Origin of the sequence: Paenibacillus sp. FSL H7-0714 (genome assembly GCF_038003765.1) — a bacterium.
Lineage (GTDB): Bacteria > Bacillota > Bacilli > Paenibacillales > Paenibacillaceae > Paenibacillus_AQ.
The window spans coordinates 2,153,707-2,171,793 of sequence record NZ_JBBOPT010000001.1; the positions used below are offsets into that span (position 1 = coordinate 2,153,707).

The 18,087-nt window shown below is 43.4% G+C and carries 11 protein-coding genes; 5 read left to right on the forward strand and 6 right to left on the reverse strand.

Features of this window, described 5'->3' with window-relative positions; translation table 11 throughout:
* The first annotated feature begins 60 nt into the window (after positions 1–60).
* Complete coding sequence (locus tag NST34_RS09325; RefSeq protein WP_341127611.1) at positions 61–6,249, forward strand: rhamnogalacturonan lyase family protein; 6,189 nt, start codon at positions 61–63, stop codon at positions 6,247–6,249.
* A 148-nt stretch (positions 6,250–6,397) separates the two neighbouring features.
* Positions 6,398–6,862, forward strand: coding sequence for a DUF2269 family protein (locus tag NST34_RS09330; RefSeq protein ID WP_042186633.1), 465 nt, complete (start codon positions 6,398–6,400; stop codon positions 6,860–6,862).
* Here the strand turns inward: NST34_RS09330 and NST34_RS09335 are convergent.
* From NST34_RS09335 to NST34_RS09360, 6 genes are all read right to left on the reverse strand, one after another.
* Positions 6,834–7,994, reverse strand: coding sequence for a glycosyltransferase family 4 protein (locus tag NST34_RS09335; RefSeq protein WP_340968547.1), 1,161 nt, complete (start codon positions 7,992–7,994; stop codon positions 6,834–6,836). The genes NST34_RS09330 and NST34_RS09335 overlap by 29 nt on opposite strands.
* 144 nt (positions 7,995–8,138) lie before the next feature.
* Positions 8,139–8,981, reverse strand: a complete 843-nt coding sequence (locus NST34_RS09340) for a sugar phosphate isomerase/epimerase family protein (protein WP_340968548.1) — start codon at positions 8,979–8,981, stop codon at positions 8,139–8,141.
* Between the two features lie 17 nt (positions 8,982–8,998).
* Complete coding sequence (locus tag NST34_RS09345) at positions 8,999–10,099, reverse strand: mandelate racemase/muconate lactonizing enzyme family protein (RefSeq protein ID WP_341127612.1); 1,101 nt, start codon at positions 10,097–10,099, stop codon at positions 8,999–9,001.
* Positions 10,086–10,802, reverse strand: coding sequence for a rhamnogalacturonan acetylesterase (locus NST34_RS09350; RefSeq protein ID WP_076300820.1), 717 nt, complete (start codon positions 10,800–10,802; stop codon positions 10,086–10,088). The genes NST34_RS09345 and NST34_RS09350 overlap by 14 nt, the downstream gene beginning before the upstream one ends.
* A gap of 92 nt (positions 10,803–10,894) precedes the next feature.
* Positions 10,895–11,113 carry a hypothetical protein gene (locus tag NST34_RS09355; RefSeq protein ID WP_341127613.1) on the reverse strand — a complete coding sequence of 73 codons (219 nt, stop codon included), beginning with the start codon at positions 11,111–11,113 and terminating at the stop codon, positions 10,895–10,897.
* Positions 11,114–11,231: 118 nt separating this feature from the next.
* A complete protein-coding gene (locus NST34_RS09360) occupies positions 11,232–13,577 on the reverse strand; it encodes a helix-turn-helix domain-containing protein (protein ID WP_341127614.1) in 2,346 nt (781 codons plus the stop codon).
* A gap of 179 nt (positions 13,578–13,756) precedes the next feature.
* On the opposite strand from NST34_RS09360, the gene NST34_RS09365 reads away from it, so the two are divergent.
* The 3 genes from NST34_RS09365 (at position 13,757) to NST34_RS09375 (ending at position 18,087) form a co-directional block, all read left to right on the forward strand.
* Entirely contained in the window at positions 13,757–15,274 is a 1,518-nt protein-coding gene (locus tag NST34_RS09365; protein WP_341127615.1) for an extracellular solute-binding protein, read from the forward strand.
* A gap of 177 nt (positions 15,275–15,451) precedes the next feature.
* Positions 15,452–17,014, forward strand: a complete 1,563-nt coding sequence (locus NST34_RS09370; protein WP_042186645.1) for an extracellular solute-binding protein — start codon at positions 15,452–15,454, stop codon at positions 17,012–17,014.
* A gap of 104 nt (positions 17,015–17,118) precedes the next feature.
* Complete coding sequence (locus NST34_RS09375) at positions 17,119–18,087, forward strand: ABC transporter permease (protein WP_341127616.1); 969 nt, start codon at positions 17,119–17,121, stop codon at positions 18,085–18,087.

The following is an 18,087-nucleotide window of genomic DNA, read 5'->3' on the forward strand; positions in this document are numbered from 1 at the left end:
AAAAGGGCCAGATGCGTACTAAGTTCTTTCAATCATAAGAAAGCGGGTGAAGCACGGAAGATGAAGAGAAATAAAATGGGGAATAAAATACTTATTGTGTTATTGTCGTGGGTCTTCATTTGTTCATCTCTAGTTCCCTCTACAACATTTGGAGTGCAACCAGCCAGTGCGGATTCAGGTCCAATAACTTTGCGATATGATTTTGGAACGGCAACAAGTCCTGTAATGAGTGGTTATACAGCTGTGCATGAATCAAAGTTGTATACGAAGGAGCTAGGATATGGTTTAGATCAGGCGGTTGCCTCAAGAAATCGCTCGGGCGGAGATGAACTGACTAATGATTTTGTACTGGGATTGTCCTACGCCTTTCTAGTGGATCTTCCTAATGGGGATTACGATGTGACTGTATTCTCAGGAGATTTATTGGCAGGCACAAGTACAACTAAAACTACGATTACCTTAGAAGGTGTTACGGCGGGTTCAATAAGCAGCAAGCAGGCTGTAAATCAAGCCACTTACCGCACGACTGTCCAAGACGGTCAACTAACCGTTGGCATCACGGGTACAGGGGTTGGCGGGTATTTAAATGGACTTATGATTCAGCAAATCGTGCCGGGTCCACTGCAGGCTCCCGAGGGCTTAGCGGTTACGAATCTCTCGCCCACTGCGGTCTCCCTCGGGTGGAGCAGCGTGACAGAAGCAGTCTATTACAATATATATCGGACAGAGCTTCCTAGCGGGACCATTCAATCGATAGATCAAGTTGCTGCGAACAACTACGTGGATTCAGACGTAAATGAAGGCAGTGGCTACATTTATAATGTGTCTGCTGTTAAAGGCAGCGGTGAGGAGTCTGCTTTGAGTGCACCTGTGACGGTAGATGAAATTCCGGGGGCAGAGGTTCCGGCAGTACCAACGGGCCTTTCGATTGTCAGCGTGGGTGCGAGTTCTGTTCAGCTAAGTTGGAACAACGTGGCGGGAGCTACCCGTTATACAATCTTAAGGTCTGATTCAGCAGATGGATCCTTCCAGGAGATTGGCCAGTCGGAGACGGCGACATTTACGGATGTAGCAGTGGATACCTCTAAACGCCAATATTATGGGGTAAAAGCTGCTAATGCCCAAGGAGAATCCCAGTTATCTAACAAAGTTGAAAGTATGGTATACACGCCACCTGTAACATTGCCAGAAGGAAATGTATATTCCTTTGATTTTGGCCCAGGTGCTGCGGCGGAAGGTTATCTTAAGGTCGATGCAGGGGTATCTTATTCCTCTGCGGTTAAATATGGATTTACGGATATATCAAAGGTAACTGGTGTAGACCGGGGAACCACTGATCCTTTGCGATCGGATTTGGTAGTCCCTAAGGATACTACCTTTAATGTAGATTTACCGAATGGTGACTATACTGTGTCACTTATCGCTGGAGATAGCGTCGGAGACACGGACATTGGCATCAAAGTAGAATCCATTCAAAAAGTTCAGCAGACAAGTAAAACAGCTGGTCAGTATTTGGAAATGAGCTTTGACATCGCTTTGGTGGATGGACAAATGAACTTGGTGTTCTCTGGCATGAAGCCTAATATCAATGCACTGGTGATTACTAAGCAGCCAGATCGTCCTGCTAATGAATTGCCTACAGTTTATATTGCGGGTGATTCCACTGTGCAGACTTACGATCCTTACTGGATACCACAGGCTGGCTGGGGACAAATGATTCCTGATTTCTTTAGTGAGGAAGTAACGTTTAAGAATCACGCTATCGGAGGCCGCAGCTCTAAGTCATTTATTGTAGAGGGGCGGCTGGATGAAGTACTGCGAAAGATACAGCCAGGTGATTATTTCCTTATCCAATTTGGCCACAATGACGCAACGATCAGTGTTCCTGATCGGTATGCCTCTCCAGCAGATTACAAAAATTATTTAAAAACGTATGTCGAGGGTGCCAGACAAAGAGGAGCGACTCCGATTCTGGTGACCCCGATGGGCCGCAGAGATTATAATGCTGCCACGGAAAAATTTAATGTGAGTTTCCCTGAATATGTGCAGGCGATGAAAGAGGTAGCCAATGAGCTGCATATGGAATTGGTTGATCTTAGCGCGCTAAGTGTCGCTTATTACAATTCGATCGGTTTTGCAGCTACACGCTCTGTATTCCTTCACCTCGATGCAGGGATATATGGTGCTTTCCCGAATGGGTCGGCAGACGATACTCACTTTCAAGAGTACGGAGCGATTCAAATGGCTCGTCTGCTGGCCAAAGGAATAGAGCAATTAAACATTCCGCTTTCCAGCTTTGTACAGGACATTAAGCAGCCAGAAACAGTGCCTGCCAAGCCAAAAGGTCTTGTGGCGGGAAGTATCAATAATGCAGGTGCAGTACTGAAATGGGATAAAGTAGAGGGTGCTGATATTTATAAAATCTATAGTAAGCTAGCGTCAGAAGCTGAAACTGCTTACGCATTGGCGGGAACTGCCACTGTTCCAACTTTAACATTAAGCGGAATGGCGGAAGGTAACAGCTACTCCGTTCGAGTGACTGCAGTAAATGGGTTAGGAGAGTCTGAGCCTTCAGATGAAGTTAAGCTGACTACGAAGTCCGCTCAATATCGTTATGATTTTGGACCTGTTGGCTCACCCGTTGCCGCCGGTTATACGGAAGTGAATCGTAATGTACTTTATACAACAGAACGTGGTTATGGCTTGTCCTCAAGTGAAGGTATGAGTGATCGAGATCGCGGTAGTGCAACTGATGCCCTTCGTAGAGATTTCGTGATCTATTTTGGAGGCTCGTATGAATTTAAAGTTGATTTACCGAATGGTTATTATTCCGTTAAGACCTATACCGGAGATTGGATTGGTTCTACCAAGACGAATGTAGCGATTGAAGGCAAAGATTATGGAACAGTCTCTTCAGGTAAGGAAAATATTGCTGAGAAGCTGTATAACCAGATCGCTGTCAAAGACGGTCAGATGAATCTTGTTTTTAGTGGCACAACGGCTCATCTCAATGGACTGGAAATCACACCGCTATTATTAGCCCCAACGAATCTGAAACTGGGTAGTCTGGACTTAAACAATGAGCCTATCACAGCTAATCTTTCTTGGGATGGTATGGATGGTGCGCTAAAATACCGAGTGTATCGTCAGGCAACGGTTGCGAATAGTTCAGAGCTGCTGGGCGATACAACAGAGCCGCTTTACACAGATACCACTGCGGATATCGGTATGGAATACATCTATACGGTAACTTCGGTGGACAGCACGGGACTGGAATCCGTAACATCTAATGCCTTAAAGGTGTCTATGATTGATCCAGCTGTAGCAAAAGCAGCCGTACCTAGTGGTCTAGCAGTACAATCTACGAACAAAAATGATGTGACCTTTACGTGGAATGAGGTATCAGATGCAAGGATGTTCAACATTTATCGTGCGAAATCCGCGGATGGTGAGTTCATTCTAATCGGCAAATCATTCGAAGCTTCATACACAGACACGACCATTTTAAGTACAATTCCTTACTATTACAAAGTTGCCTCGGTAAATGCAGGCGGTATCTCTGATCTTTCCGCTTCGCTGGAAACCTCAGCGGTGACAACACTATACCGGAAGATGGAGGCGCTGGATCGTGCGCCTGTAGCGGTTAAGACAGATGCGGGTGTTTATATCAGCTGGCGGATGTTAGGTCTGGATCCAGAATCGATTGGATTCAATCTGTATCGTGGGGAAGAGAAGCTAAATGATTCGTTGATTACTCATAGCACGAACTATCTTGACACTTCCGGTACAGCTGACGCCAAATATAGAATTACATCAGTAATCAATGGAGTCGAAAAAGCGGCTTCGGAAGAATTCAGCATATGGCAGAAGCAATACCTATCTATCCCCTTGCAAAAACCAGCAGATGATTACACCAAAGACGGTCAGCCTTATACGTATAGTGCAGGGGATGCAAGTGTAGGGGATGTGGATGGTGATGGGGTCTACGAAATCATTATGTTATGGTCGCCTTCGAACAGCAAAGATAACTCTCAGGCAGGTTATACAGGACTAGTCTATATGGATGCTTATAAGCTAGATGGCACACGTTTATGGCGGATTAATTTAGGGCCTAATATTCGTGCGGGCGCGCATTATTCACCATTCATGGTTTACGATTTGGACAGTGACGGGCGTGCTGAGATTATGCTGAAGACAGCAGATGGTACGGTTGATGGTCAAGGTACTGTGATCGGTGATGCTAGTGCAGACTATCGCAACAGTTCGGGTTATGTGCTCCTCGGCAATGAGTATTTAACAGTGTTCGAAGGGGCAACAGGCCGGGCTGTGGATACGGTTAGTTATGATCCACCGCGTGGTGACGTAGGTGCTTGGGGCGATGCCTATGGTAATCGGGTGGACCGCTTTTTAGCCGCCGTAGCTTACTTAGATGGTGAACAGCCAAGCGTGATTTTCAGTCGTGGATATTACACTAGAACTGTACTTGCAGCGTATAACTATCGCGGAGGTAAGCTAGAGAAGGTATGGCGATTTGATAGTAATGAAGAAGGGTATGGCGATTACGCAGGGCAAGGAAACCATAACCTTTCAGTAGGAGATGTAGATGGTGACGGCAAGGACGAAATAACCTTCGGCGCGATGGCGATCGATGATGATGGATTGCCACTGTATAATACAAAGCTTGGTCATGGGGATGCGATCCATTTCGGAGATCTTGATCCTACCAGACCGGGGTTGGAGGTCTTTGATGTACATGAGCATACCGATTCCAAGTATGGTATTGAAATGCGTGATGCAGCTACAGGGGAAACCATATGGGGTGTGTTCACAGGAATTGATACTGGACGCGGAATGTCAGCAGATATTGACCCGCGTTATGCTGGGGAAGAGGTATGGGCTGCAACGATCACCAATGAAGTGCAGATCCCTGTTACAGGCGTATACAGTGCACAGGGAGAGCTAATCACGAATAAGCTGCCTTCCTCAACGAATTTCGGCATTTGGTGGGATGGCGATCTTTTGCGGGAATTGCTGGATTCTAATCGAGTGGATAAGTGGGATTACACTAACCAGACAACAGCTAATTTGTTGACGGCAACTGGGGCCTCTTCTAATAATGGCACCAAGGCGAATCCAAGCTTGCAGGCGGATCTGTTCGGGGATTGGCGTGAAGAAGTGATCTGGCGAGCAACGGACAGTTCTGAATTACGAATCTATACAACAACGGATATGACAGATTATCGTATCCGCACTTTGATGCATGACCCGATCTACCGACTGGGAGTGGCTTGGCAGAACGTGGGTTATAATCAACCTCCGCATCCTGGATTTTTTCTTGGCGAAGGCATGGAACAACCAGCGGCGCCAAAAATTCAATATGTAGGTTCACCGGGGGAAACAGAAGATACTACACCACCTGCAATCACGGGTTTACCTTCTACTCAAATGAGTGAATCGGATGTTTTGAAAGTACAGGTCGTAGCAGAAGATCCTGAATCGGGTGTTCGTAGTCTGGATATCACCTTTGATGGAAAAGAAGTTGTCTATGGTGATGAGATTCCACTAACAGGACTTACGGGATCACATACGTTCATCGCAACAGCTGTGAATAACGCTGGACTCTCGACGACAGAACAAGTAATTATAGTCGTAAACGGGCCTCAGAAGGCTACAGGAATTCCGGGGCAACCGGTTCTATCCAATAACAATGGGCAGGATACAGGACTCTTGGATGGTGATTACCAAATCACAATGAACATGTGGTGGGGTAATAATGGTACGATCTACAAGCTATATGAGAACGGTACCTTAATAGACACGCAAACCTTACGTGACGACTCCCCAACCGCACAGACCGCAGTGACTAGTGTTACTGGAAAAGAAAACGGTACCTACACCTATACGGCTGAGCTGACCAATTCTTTTGGCACAACGGTGTCTGCTGCTCATGTGGTTATCGTGAAGGATGCTGCACCAGGTAAGCCAGTGTTATCTAATGACAACTGGGATGGTGATGGAGAGTATAAAGTGACCATGAATCTATGGTGGGGGATGAACGGCAAAATGTATCGCTTGTATGAGAATGGAGTGCTGATCGATACACAGACTTTAACAGCAAATACTCCGAATGCCCAAACGGCTTCTACTTCGATCACGAATCGATCTCCGGGTGTTTATGAATACCGTGTAGAACTGATGAATGATCAAGGCGTTAGTGAAAGTACAGTTATGAAAGTCTCGGTAAAATAATTAAGCAATAGTTAAAAAAGCGCCTACGTCGGTAATATCCGGCTAGGCGCTTTTTGAGATTATCTAAGATTTAAAGGATTCTGCAAGACTATTTCCACTATCATCGTCATATGAATCTAAACAACGAATGATAGGGAGGATTGTAATCATGGAATTGACGGATATTATCTCTAAGATTGTGGTAGTCATACATGTTATAGCGGCCATAGTGGGAATTGGACCAGCTTTTGTGCTGCCAATACTGACAAGCTCTGCCAAGACAGGCAGCCAGCTTCGTTTTGTATTTGGCATGATGAAGACAATCAACAGATTCCCTAAAACGGGTGGAATTACCCTGATCGTTACAGGCATTTTGTTAATGATCATTGATAAAATGGGCTTGTCGGTATTATGGATCAATCTTTCGTTATTATTTTTTATCGTGATAGAAGTCATTATTATTGGATTTGTTGAGCCTCGATTGAAAAAGCTGACCCAGCTCGTGATGGCGAGTGAAGGCGACGAAATCCCTGTAGGCTACAACGCCGCTATGAACAAGATCGCTCCGTTAGAAGCAGCTGTACATGTGCTCACTATCGTCATTATTATATTAATGGTAGTAAAGCCGGTATAAGATCGAAGCGTCTATTCTCAATGATCTCTTCATATTCGCGAATGAGTCCATCAAAAATGCTCTCCCACGAGCGGCCGAGCGCCAGCTGTCGCCCCTCATAACCCATAGCAGCCAGCTTTTGGGGTTGCTCTATACATGCACAAATTTCACGAATAAAAGCATCCGGGGAACGAGGTGGGGCGATTATTCCGGTGCGACCGGGTGTAACCAGATCCTTCACCCCGCCTTCATTTACGGCGAGGACAGGCAGTCCAGAGGCCATGGCTTCAAGGACAACATTACCGAAGGTTTCCGTACTGGAAGGGAAGACGAATAGATCAGCTGAGGCATACAATTGGGCAAGCTCTTCACCGTGTTTGTAGCCCGTAAACGTGACATTTTGCGGCGCCTGCGCCCGCATCTCTGATAATAAGGGACCGTCTCCAACAACTAACCAATGTACCTGAGCTTGCATAGACTCGGGCAATTGCTGCATGGCGAGAGCAAGGGTGTTGATATCTTTTTCAGGAGCAATCCTTCCCACGTACAGAAGTAATATCGGTGCGGTAATTCCGTAACGATCACGGACCTGATGGCTGCGTTTTTTCGGAGTGTAGAGATTGCAGTCGATGCCTCTAGACCAAAGCTTCAAACGTTGAAAACCTTGAGCTTGTAGGGAATCGAGTGTTTCATTGGAGGGCGCGAAGGTAGCATCGCAGGACCGATGAAACCACTTCATGTACTTCCAATAAAGAGGAACAATTTTTTTCATTCGATAATATTCAAGATAGCGATCAAAATGGGTATGGTAGGAGGCGACATGAGGCAGGCCAAGCTTTCGCGCATAGCGAAGGCCGCATAGACCGATATTGAACGGAGTAGCCAAATGAAGCAGATCGGGTCGAAACGCTTTTAGCTCTGACTGGATGGAGGACATATTCGGCAGCGCGAGTCTACATTCCGGGTATAAGAAAAAGGGGATACTGGTAATGGGACGTATGGGATCGGCATAACTGTCTTCAGGAGCAGATTTCGGCGAAAATAGCAGATGCTCGATACCTCGCCAGTTCAAATGAGTGGTTAGGCGCTGAAGCGTAAGTGAGACACCATTCGTTTGCGGAAGAAATGTGTCTGTAAATAAAGCAAGACGCATAGAACCCCTCCCAGGTACTCTTGATGTCTTGATCATAACAGCCCATTATTTCATGGAGGTCAAACGGATGTTAAACAGAATATAAAAATCCACTGCACACGGTAATGAGGTGTACAGTGGATTTTTTTGTATGTGATCTTATATTTACGCTTCTTCATATATCTGCTGTAAAAAAGCGATGCTTTCTCTTAGATGCGATTCAGGAGTACTCTCTAAAATGCCCTGAATATGCGGACGCTCGTATTTCATATAACGGAGAATCGGCTCAAACTCAAGCCAGCCCTGACCTACAGGAACAATTTTGATCGCTCCATCTTGCACGATAAAATCTTTTAAATGAATGATGGCAATTCGATTTCCTAAGAGCTTCAAAGCTTCCATAATAATTGCTTCCTGATGCAAGTAATTTGTAGGTGACATTAGATTTGCGCAATCCAATATGATCTGAAGATTATTAGAAGGAATCTCATCCAGCAGTCGGCGAGTTAAGGAAGCGGAATACAGCGGATGATGAAGTCCTGCTTCAATACCTACCGTCACACCAAAACGTTCGGCCTCTGCGACCATTAGCTTTACCGAAGTAACGACCTGTTGAAAAGCTTCTTCTGTAAAATTATCTGTGGTATACCCAAGTCCCATACTTCCGGTTTCCGTACCTACTAGACTGGCGCCGAAATCTCTGGCCAAGCGAAGATGGGTATTGAACTCGGCTAACGCTTGTGCCCGTTTGTATGGATCGGTGTCTACAATATTAACGTAACAGCCAAGCACCGCAATCTGAATACCAGCCTGTCTAAAGGCATTTCTGTAATAACTAGCTGTTCCAGGGCTTATAGCAGTCAGACTCGGAGTGCTGTCAGGAAAAGATTTCTTAAGTGCAAACTGAATATGAGCGAAATTATAAAACTGAATCTTTTCAATTAAATCCTTCAATGGAACTTGTGTGAAATCATGTGCTCGAACACCTAGGTGCAGGGGAATACTCATATGATCGATCGCTCCCATTAGTATTGTTGTTTGTGTGGCGCTAATTTATCCCAGTAAAAGGTAACCCCAGTGCCTGTTACTTCAGGCGCAACTGCCATCCCATTGTCTTTGTTAATCACTAGCGGACGTGTAGTGTATTGATCGATAGGGAAGCTATGCATTTCGAGATAACCTGCATTTGGCATAGCTGCTAATAAACTAACGTGTAATTCCTGCATCCCATGTGTGGAAACGGAAAGGTTATAGGCTTGTGTTAAGTGAGCTACCTTTAACCAGCCCGTAATTCCGCCTATATTGGAAGCATCCGGTTGAGGGAAATCTACATGGCCATATTGCAGCATGTGATGGAATTCGGTTAAGGTCCGAAGGTTTTCTCCGCCTGCAACAGCAATGCCTGATTCTTCTGCAATACGCGCATAGCCGGCATAATCTTCCGGAATCGTTGGTTCTTCTAAGAAGAGGATATCGTATTTCAAAAATTCACGAGCGGCTTTAATCGCTTTTTCTACACTCCAGCTCATATTCGCATCGACCATAAAGGCCACATCTGGACCGATTAATTGGCGCACCGCAGCCACTCGTTCCACATCTTCAGCTAATGTTTTTTGGCCTAGTTTAATTTTGACAGCCTGCAGGCCCATATCTAAGTATTTTTGATTGTTGAGGAGGAGCTTTTCTAATGGGAAATTCAAATCAATCGCTCCGCCATAACATTTGACCTCATTGCTTGCGCCACCCAGAAGTTTGTAAAGCGGTTCATCTGCTTTCTTCGCACGTAAATCCCATAAAGCGATGTCACATGCTGCAATGGCGAAGCTAGCCAGACCCCCGCGAGCAACATAATGTATTCCCCAGTTCATCTGCTCCCAGATACTTTCCACACAGCTAGCATCCTTACCGATTAAGATCTGAGTTAATTCATTCGCAATTAGTGAGCAGATCGCTTTGCCGCCAAATCCGCCAGTATAGGTATAACCTACCCCTTCACGACCGTCATCGGTTCTAATTTTGACAATGGGAACTTCAAAGTGAGTGTGCAGTCCGTGTTTAGCGTCCTCCATGATTTCCGGCAAAGGGATACGATAGTACTCTGTAATAACTTCTTTAATTAGAGACATCTGTGATCACTCCTTGTAGTAGTTGTTGTAAGTCTGTTAATGGTAAGGCAGTAGATTGTTCAATAGCCTGAACCACAAGTCTGGCGATGTGCTGAGCACCTTGATCAGAGAAATGAGTATCATCCATAACTCCATTTGGGTAATTCGGATGTGCTTTTTCAGGCAAATGCATGAATAAATTTTTGGATTCTTCAACACCTAACGAACGATAGAGCACTTGCGAAGCTGCGAAAATATCAAGCAGTGGTGTTTGCGTTTCTTCAGCTACCTGCTTCATAGCCTCGGGATAAGCGCCTACAGCAAGCGGGTCAAGCTCTCCATCGGAGTTGAAGCGGCGGCGACTTACAGAGGTTAATAGAACCGGAGTCCCGCCTAACTGCCGAGCAGCTTCAATATATTGAATTAGGTTGCGGCGATATTCAGTGTCGGGATCAGTGTAACGCAAAGGATCTTCTTTTTTCTCATCGTTATGTCCAAATTGAATGAAGAGGTAGTCACCGGCCTTGAAGTCTTTAAGGATGTCCTCCAAACGGCCGTCAGTTATAAAGGATTTGGTACTGCGACCATTAATGGCGCGATTCTCGATTCGAACAGAAATCCCAAAATAACCTTGCAGGTATTCTCCCCAGCCTGTCATAGGTTTTTCTCCAGCGCCTTTGATAGCCGCAGTGGAATCTCCCGCGATAAATAATGTGGGTGTCATAGGATCTTCTCCTTGAATGTAGTGGTGTTTACTTAGCCATTTCTCAGAAAGGGAAAGCCATTGCTGGCAATGAGGATGTTCTTTAGCAAGCCCTAAACCATGCCGTCCTTCTTCTCCACAAGAACGCTGGCATCATTTACTGTAGTCCATATAAAAGTTGGAGGTGTTAGAGAAGTCATCTGTGATTCTGAGGAGTAGGCGTGAAGCTCAGCTTGTGTTGGGCGGTCTCCCAGGCGTTGCAAGAGGATAAAGGGTGAGTAGTGAGATTTCCAGAGAGAGCTCGGTTTGTTCTGCATGGTTGGAATGTACACGAAAGCTCAACATTATGTTCCAATTCCTCCTTAAAAGGCGATATGCACACGTTAACATATTTCAGAAAAAAAGAGAGACTCTTTTTTTTGATTCCACCTGAACAATAGTTCTCTCTTTTTACATTGATTCGTCAAAGGTGGATTTAAGTTTTGTGCCAGCGTTGTGATCCCGGTATTGTCCGGGTGTCATGCCCTCCTGCTTACGGAAAGAGCGAATGAAGTTCTGAGAGTTGTTATATCTTAATTTGGCTGCAATATCTTTAATGGGCATATCAGTTTCCTTCAGCCATTTTTTCGCCATTTTAAATCGGTACATCGTTAAATATTCGCTGAAATAGTACTGGGTCTCCTTACGGAAGACGCTGCTGATATAGTTGGCATTATAATGCAGACGTGAAGCACATTCTTCTAAAGTCAGATCTGTATCGTAATCATGTTGTATTAAATCGATGATCTTCTCTGAGATGTTGTGGTATTGAGCATTTTGTCTGCTGTTAAAAATCTTGATCATCGGATAAATGACCATGCTCCAGAACCAATCTTCAATCTCCGTTACAGTATGGAGGTCATGCAGCTCCTCAAATATGGAACCATTAGCATGATAAATTTGATTTAAGCTAATACCGGATTCCTGCATCATAATGAGTAAATTATTGAGTAAGCGCGTCAACGGGATCTGGTATTCCTGTGGTGAAAGCTCATGAGCAAAGATAGATTTGAAGAGCAAATGAATGAGTTCCTTTGCTTTATCTGTTTCAGCTAATTTGATAGCGTCCAGTAAGTCATTTTCTTTATGAGTAGGGTAGTTCAAATTCAGATAGTGCTTGCCAGAGTTAATATTTTCATACTGGATAATGACACCTTTACCAAGTTTGATCCGATGCTTCAGTGCTTCGAGTCCCTCTCTGTAAGCCGTGGATAATTTATCGAAGGTGTTGAAGGGAAGGCTCAGACCAATGCTCACCTGAAGCTTTAGGTAGTTGTTTATTTCCTGCTGCAGCTTCTCCGTTAATGAATATAATGTCTTGTGAAAAGACTCGGTATCACTGTCTGGACTCCCCAATAAGACGACTACTGCATGATCCATAATTACAGGTGCCAGTCGTTGTTCAGGGCAGACTAACTCTTCGATTATATTGTGGGCAGCGAATAATAAGAGATTAAGATCTTTTTTCTCATAGCTGGAATCATCGGCAAAATCAATCGACAACGTAATCACAGCCATCGTCTTCCATTCTTCGAGCTGCTTATGGTAGCCGAATTGTTCCAGCTCTTCATGCAGATCGCGCTTCTTAACGTTGCCATGGAAAGCATTGATTAGGAAGAAGGTACGCACCTGTTGGATATGCTGACGGACTTCTTTTTCAAGCTGTGATTTGGATTGGAATAAAAGATGAACTTGTTCTCCAATAATCTGAAATTCATTCGTGTGTCTGGATTTAATGTCCGGTTTGCGTTGGCCCATTTGATTGAGTAGTCTTTCAATGGGAGTGTACATCCGTCTTGAACCGATCCATGCCAAGAGAATAGACAATAGAAGCATAAAGCTACACACGAATATCGTAAACAGGCTAATTTTTTTGGATTCTTTCGTTAAACTTTCCATGGATGTGACCGAAAGATAGACCCAGCCATTCATCTGAGAGCGCATGTAAGTGACGGAGTAATCCTTCTTGTGGATCCTGGTCTTAAACTGACCTGAAAGTTTAGATGGATTAGTAATGAAAGAATCTTCTGTAAATCCGCCTTCTTTCATTGGTTTCCCGATCAAGTTGCGGTCCGGATGGAGCAGGAATCGACCTGTCTTATCCAGAACGATAATATCATCGAGTGGCTGTACATCCGAGTTAATGAAATCCTGAAGACTGCAGACAGGAATATTAGCTAAGGCAAGCCCATATTTTTGCAGCTTATTGGTTGGGAGTTTCTTGATAAGACTAATGCTGTAGTTACAGCCTGTGACGTTAATGCTTTCCTCACTGTAAAATATGGAGGACGGGTTCAGGATCCACGAGGTATCTTCGGCAATATTCATCAGGTTGGTGAGCTGCGCATGGTCCTTGTACTCATTTAAGCGATAAACACCAGAATTTTTGATCATCCAATTTTGCTGCTGATTTAATAAGATGACATCTTCCAGCTTCGTATCGAAGGACTGCATATTGCGAATTTCGTTTCTTAAATCATTGTATAAAATGAAATCGGTTTCATTTAAAGGGTTGTTTAGTGCTTTTTTTAATACACTAGAATTGATCACTTGGTTTAATGTTTGATTGACAGTTGTTAACTTATGTTCTACATTTGAGGTGATTTGTAAGATTAATTCCATTTTGCTGTTGTTAACGTTTTTTTGAATTTCTTTTGAAGATGTGAAATATGAAAAAGAACCGATGAACAATACAGGCAGCGTGCTAATTACAAAGGCAAACATCGTTAGCTTACTTAGAAAGCTTAATGGTCTCACGGGACTCAGCACCTTTACTTATGTAGAAGTAGACACTTGATCTAAGTGTATGTAACTTGGTATGAAATAACAATAATCATCTCGTTCTGTGATAATCATTAGCTCTAATTATGCTTATAAATTGTAAAATTTTCAAGATATAGAGTGATAATCCTTACAATACCTAGGAGGCCACAGAAATGTTTAAAGTATCTATGGGTAAAAGGGCAACGCTGTATTTCTGCTTATTTACCATGCTCGTCTTCTCTTTTTTAAGCGCTTGCAACGATAAGGAATCTGCCGAAGCCGGCCCAGTAGTATCTTCCCCTAGCATCTCAATTTTGGCACCCCTTCATTTTCCACAACAGCCTTCGAAAGAGATTATGGCAGAGATCGAAAAACTGACAGGTGTGAAGCTCGATATAAGGTGGGTTCCAGAGGGGGTCTACACGGATAAGATGAACACGGCGCTTACGACCAATTCCCTGGGAAAGGTCACATTTGTAAAATTCTCAGACTACAATCTGGTGAAAAATGCTATTCGTTCGGATGCCTTTTGGGAGATCGGCCCCTATCTTCAGGAGTTCTCCAATCTAAAACAACTGAACCCCGCTATTCTTAAGCAGACTTCTGTAGATAGTAAGATCTATGGCCTATATACGGAACGCCCCTCTTCCAGACAGGGGGTGATTATTCGTAAGGATTGGCTCGACAATCTCCATTTAAGTAATCCACAAACACTGGATGAACTGTATGAAGTTATGAGGCAATTTACATACAACGATCCAGATCAGAATGGCAAACAGGATACCTTCGGATTAGTTGATCGAAATGATCTTGTGTATGGGGTATTCAAGACATTAAGTTCGTATTTTGGCACCCCGAATAATTGGAAACTAGAGAATCATCAATTCGTTCCTGAATTTGTGACCGCTGAGTATATGAACACCATGAATTTCATGAAGAAATTATATGATGAGAAAATTATTAATCAGGATTTCGCCTTAACGAGCAAAGAAGTACAACGTGATAAGTTCATTAATGGTATTGCTGGTGTATTTATTGGCAGTATGACAGATGTAAAGCGGCTGTCTATTGAAGCTCAGAATTTGAATCCAAAGGCAGAACTTACGTTAATCAATCGGATCGAAGGGCCAGTAGGATATAAGGTGTGGTCGATACCCAATTATAATGGACTCTATCTCTTCTCCAAAAAAGCCATTGCTACGGAGGATGAACTCCGCGAGGTACTCGAATTCTTTGATCGAACCATGGATAAAGATGTAGCGAATATAATGATGTATGGGTTTGAAGGGCGCCATTATAAGCTTGAGGGAGGAAAAATCATTCTTCCCGAGGAAACCTCAGAACTGCGGGTGCAAGAAGTAAATCCGTTATATTCTTTGATGATTGCAGATATTAGTAATAAGAACATTATGGAGGTGGCTCAGAAGGAGCAATTGACCTCACTTGCGGATCAGCTAAGTAAAGATAATGAATCTTTTCTGGTCGACGATCCGACCGTGTCTTTAAGCTCATCCACCTATGATGAGAAAAATGTGGAATTGTCTACAATCATTGTGGACGCTACGTACAATTACATATTAGGCAATATAACCGCTGAGGGATTCCAGAAGGAAGTTGAGAAATGGAGAGCTAGCGGAGGAGATCTGATTATTAAAGAATATGGTGAGGCTGAGCTTGGGATAGAAAAGTAAATAGGTTAGTTTGATCCACTGCGGATGACGCGGTGGATTTTTTTGTGTTATCACCATAATCATTTGCTCAGATCCCTTTAAGAACGGGGCTTTATGGGGAAATGATTGTTTTCGTAACCTTGCCGACGATGTAACGTGGAACTCGTAACCAATACAAATTATGGAGGTCAAAATGGTATGAAGAAGAAATCCTTCACCATGTTGTTGACGGCACTGTTAGCGTTCAGCACATTGTTAGCTGGATGTGGTGGTAACAACAACAATCAAGCAAGTTCTGAAACTGCAAGTGGTGAGAGCACTGCTAAGCCGGTTGAGACAGAAGCACCTAAAGAAGAAGTGAAAGCAGGACCAACAGAAATTAAGATTATGCTTCCGTTAAATATTCCAGAGACCCCGCCTGATACGATTAAGCTTGAACTTGAAAAATTGACCAACACGAAGCTGACCTATCAATTTTTCCCGGCTGATACTTATGAAGAAAAACTTAATTCATCTTTTGCAACCGGCTCACTGCCGCAAGTGACGTACTTGAAGAATCAGACAACCTTCATTCAGATGAAAGAAGCGATAAAAGACGGACAATTCTGGGAAATAGGTCCGCTATTAAGCGAGTTTCCTAATTTGAGTAAATTGAAACCAGAAATTCTGAATAACACGAAAGTGGACGGCAAGCTGTACACCTTATATATCGGCCGCCCTCTAGCACGTCAAGGTATCATTTACAGAAAAGACTGGGCTGATAAATTAGGACTTGCTGCACCAGCAAATGTAGATGAATTATTCGAAATGGCTAAGGCCTTCACGGAACAAGATCCAGACGGTAATGGACAGAAAGATACTACAGGTATTATTGACCGTAATGAGTTGACCTATGGAGCTTTCAAAACTGTCTCTTCTTGGTTCGGAACACCGAACACCTGGGGAGAGAAGGATGGAAAATTAGCGCCTGAATTTACATTCGATGAATATTTCGACACGATGGACTTCTTCAAAAAAGCTCGTGATGGCGGATACATTAATCAAGATTTCGCTGCTACCAGTAAAACAGATGCTGTAAATATGTTTAAGGCTGGAAAGGGTGGACTCTATATTGGGGGCTCCATGCAAGATATTGATTCCCTCAATAAAGATACTATTAAGAATAACCCTGATGCTGTTTTGGATGCGCATAGTATGGTTGCAAGTCCAGATGGAAAGTATGCTCAATGGATGATTCCAGGCTATAACAATGTTGTCTTGTTCCCAAAATCTGCTGTAAAAGATGAGGCAGAACTCAAGAAGATTCTTGCTTTCTTTGATCAAATGATGACCCCAGAAGTAGCTAATTTGATGTATTGGGGAATCGAGGGTACTCACTATACCGTTGAAGACGGTAAAGCAAAAGCTACAGATGACAAAGAATTGATTGAACGTGAAGTAAAAGGATATAAGGACAGCGTTATCGGCGAAGCTGAAACCAATGGAATGTACGAGAACTATAACACGCTGCCAGGAAGAATTCATGCGGATCAATTGGTTCTTGAGAATGTCAAGGTGGGGGTACCAGATCCAACAGCTGCGATGGATTCGGCTACGTACACAGAAAAAGGTGTTGAGCTTCAACAGATTATTACCGATGCAACTTATAAATATATCTATGGACAGATCGACAAAGCAGGGTTCGAAAAAGAAGTTGAGAACTGGAAGAACCGTGGCGGAGCTAAGATTATTGATGAGTACAACGCATTGTATAAGAAATAAAACCTAGCTGAAAAGGTTGTTGATTTTGTTTCAACAACCTTTTCTCTTCATAGTCACATGGAGAAATAAAGAGTTTGAATAAAGAAGGAGAAAGGAAGAGAATCATGCAGGAACTCACCGCACAGCCCAGTCCAGCTCCACAAATAAAGCGTGAGACTTACAAGAGCAGCAGTGAACTTAAAAAGCGTCTGTGGAGAAATAAATGGCTCTACGTCATGCTAACACCGGGAGTGCTATATTTTATTATTTTTAAATATTTTCCTATGTACGGACTAATTATCGCCTTTCAAGATTACAAACCTTATCAAGGAATAACAGGCAGTAACTGGGTAGGAATGAAGCATTTCAGCAGGTTGTTCACAGAGCCGGATTTCTTAAATATTTTAGTGAACACACTTGTGCTTTTCGGATTAAACATTCTTATCTATTTCCCAATGCCGATTATTCTTGCCCTGATGTTAAATGAACTTCAAGGCAGCTTTTTCAAAAGAACCTTTCAGACGATCTTCTATTTGCCCCATTTTCTGTCGTTGGTTATCATCGTCTCCATTTCTTTTGTAATGGTTACGATGGATGGAGGAATTATCAACGAGCTACTTTCCTATTTCGGATTTGAAAAAATTAATTTCCTGCTGAATCCTGGATGGTTCAGGCCCATGTATATTATTCAGGTGATTTGGAGAGAAGCAGGCTGGGGAACGATTATTTATTTAGCTTCCATAGCTGCCATTGATCCAGGACTTTACGAAGCATCACGTATGGATGGAGCTGGACGACTCAGACAAGTCTGGCATATTACACTTCCAGCGATTAGAGGCGTAATTATCACATTATTTATTCTGAAAATTGGTTCCGTTCTGGATCTTGGATTTGAACATGTGTTTCTGCTGCTTAACTCCATGAATCGAGAAGTTGCGGAAATTATCGATACGTATGTATATACTGCTGGTCTGAGACAGGGGCAGTTTAGTTACAGTACAGCCATTGGATTCTTCAAATCAATTGTCGGCCTGATCATGGTTATATTGGTGAATAAAGCATCTAAGAAAATGGGAGAAGAAGGCGTTTATTGA

Bases quoted from the DNA above. Each gene is read 5' to 3' on its own strand.
- NST34_RS09325 (WP_341127611.1), top strand. From the start codon at position 61: ATGAAGAGAAATAAAATGGGGAATAAAATACTTATTGTGTTATTGTCG.
- NST34_RS09330 (WP_042186633.1), top strand. From the start codon at position 6,398: ATGGAATTGACGGATATTATCTCTAAGATTGTGGTAGTCATACATGTT.
- NST34_RS09335 (WP_340968547.1), bottom strand. From the start codon at position 7,994: ATGCGTCTTGCTTTATTTACAGACACATTTCTTCCGCAAACGAATGGT.
- NST34_RS09340 (WP_340968548.1), bottom strand. From the start codon at position 8,981: ATGAGTATTCCCCTGCACCTAGGTGTTCGAGCACATGATTTCACACAA.
- NST34_RS09345 (WP_341127612.1), bottom strand. From the start codon at position 10,099: ATGTCTCTAATTAAAGAAGTTATTACAGAGTACTATCGTATCCCTTTG.
- NST34_RS09350 (WP_076300820.1), bottom strand. From the start codon at position 10,802: ATGACACCCACATTATTTATCGCGGGAGATTCCACTGCGGCTATCAAA.
- NST34_RS09365 (WP_341127615.1), top strand. From the start codon at position 13,757: ATGTTTAAAGTATCTATGGGTAAAAGGGCAACGCTGTATTTCTGCTTA.
- NST34_RS09370 (WP_042186645.1), top strand. From the start codon at position 15,452: ATGAAGAAGAAATCCTTCACCATGTTGTTGACGGCACTGTTAGCGTTC.
- NST34_RS09375 (WP_341127616.1), top strand. From the start codon at position 17,119: ATGCAGGAACTCACCGCACAGCCCAGTCCAGCTCCACAAATAAAGCGT.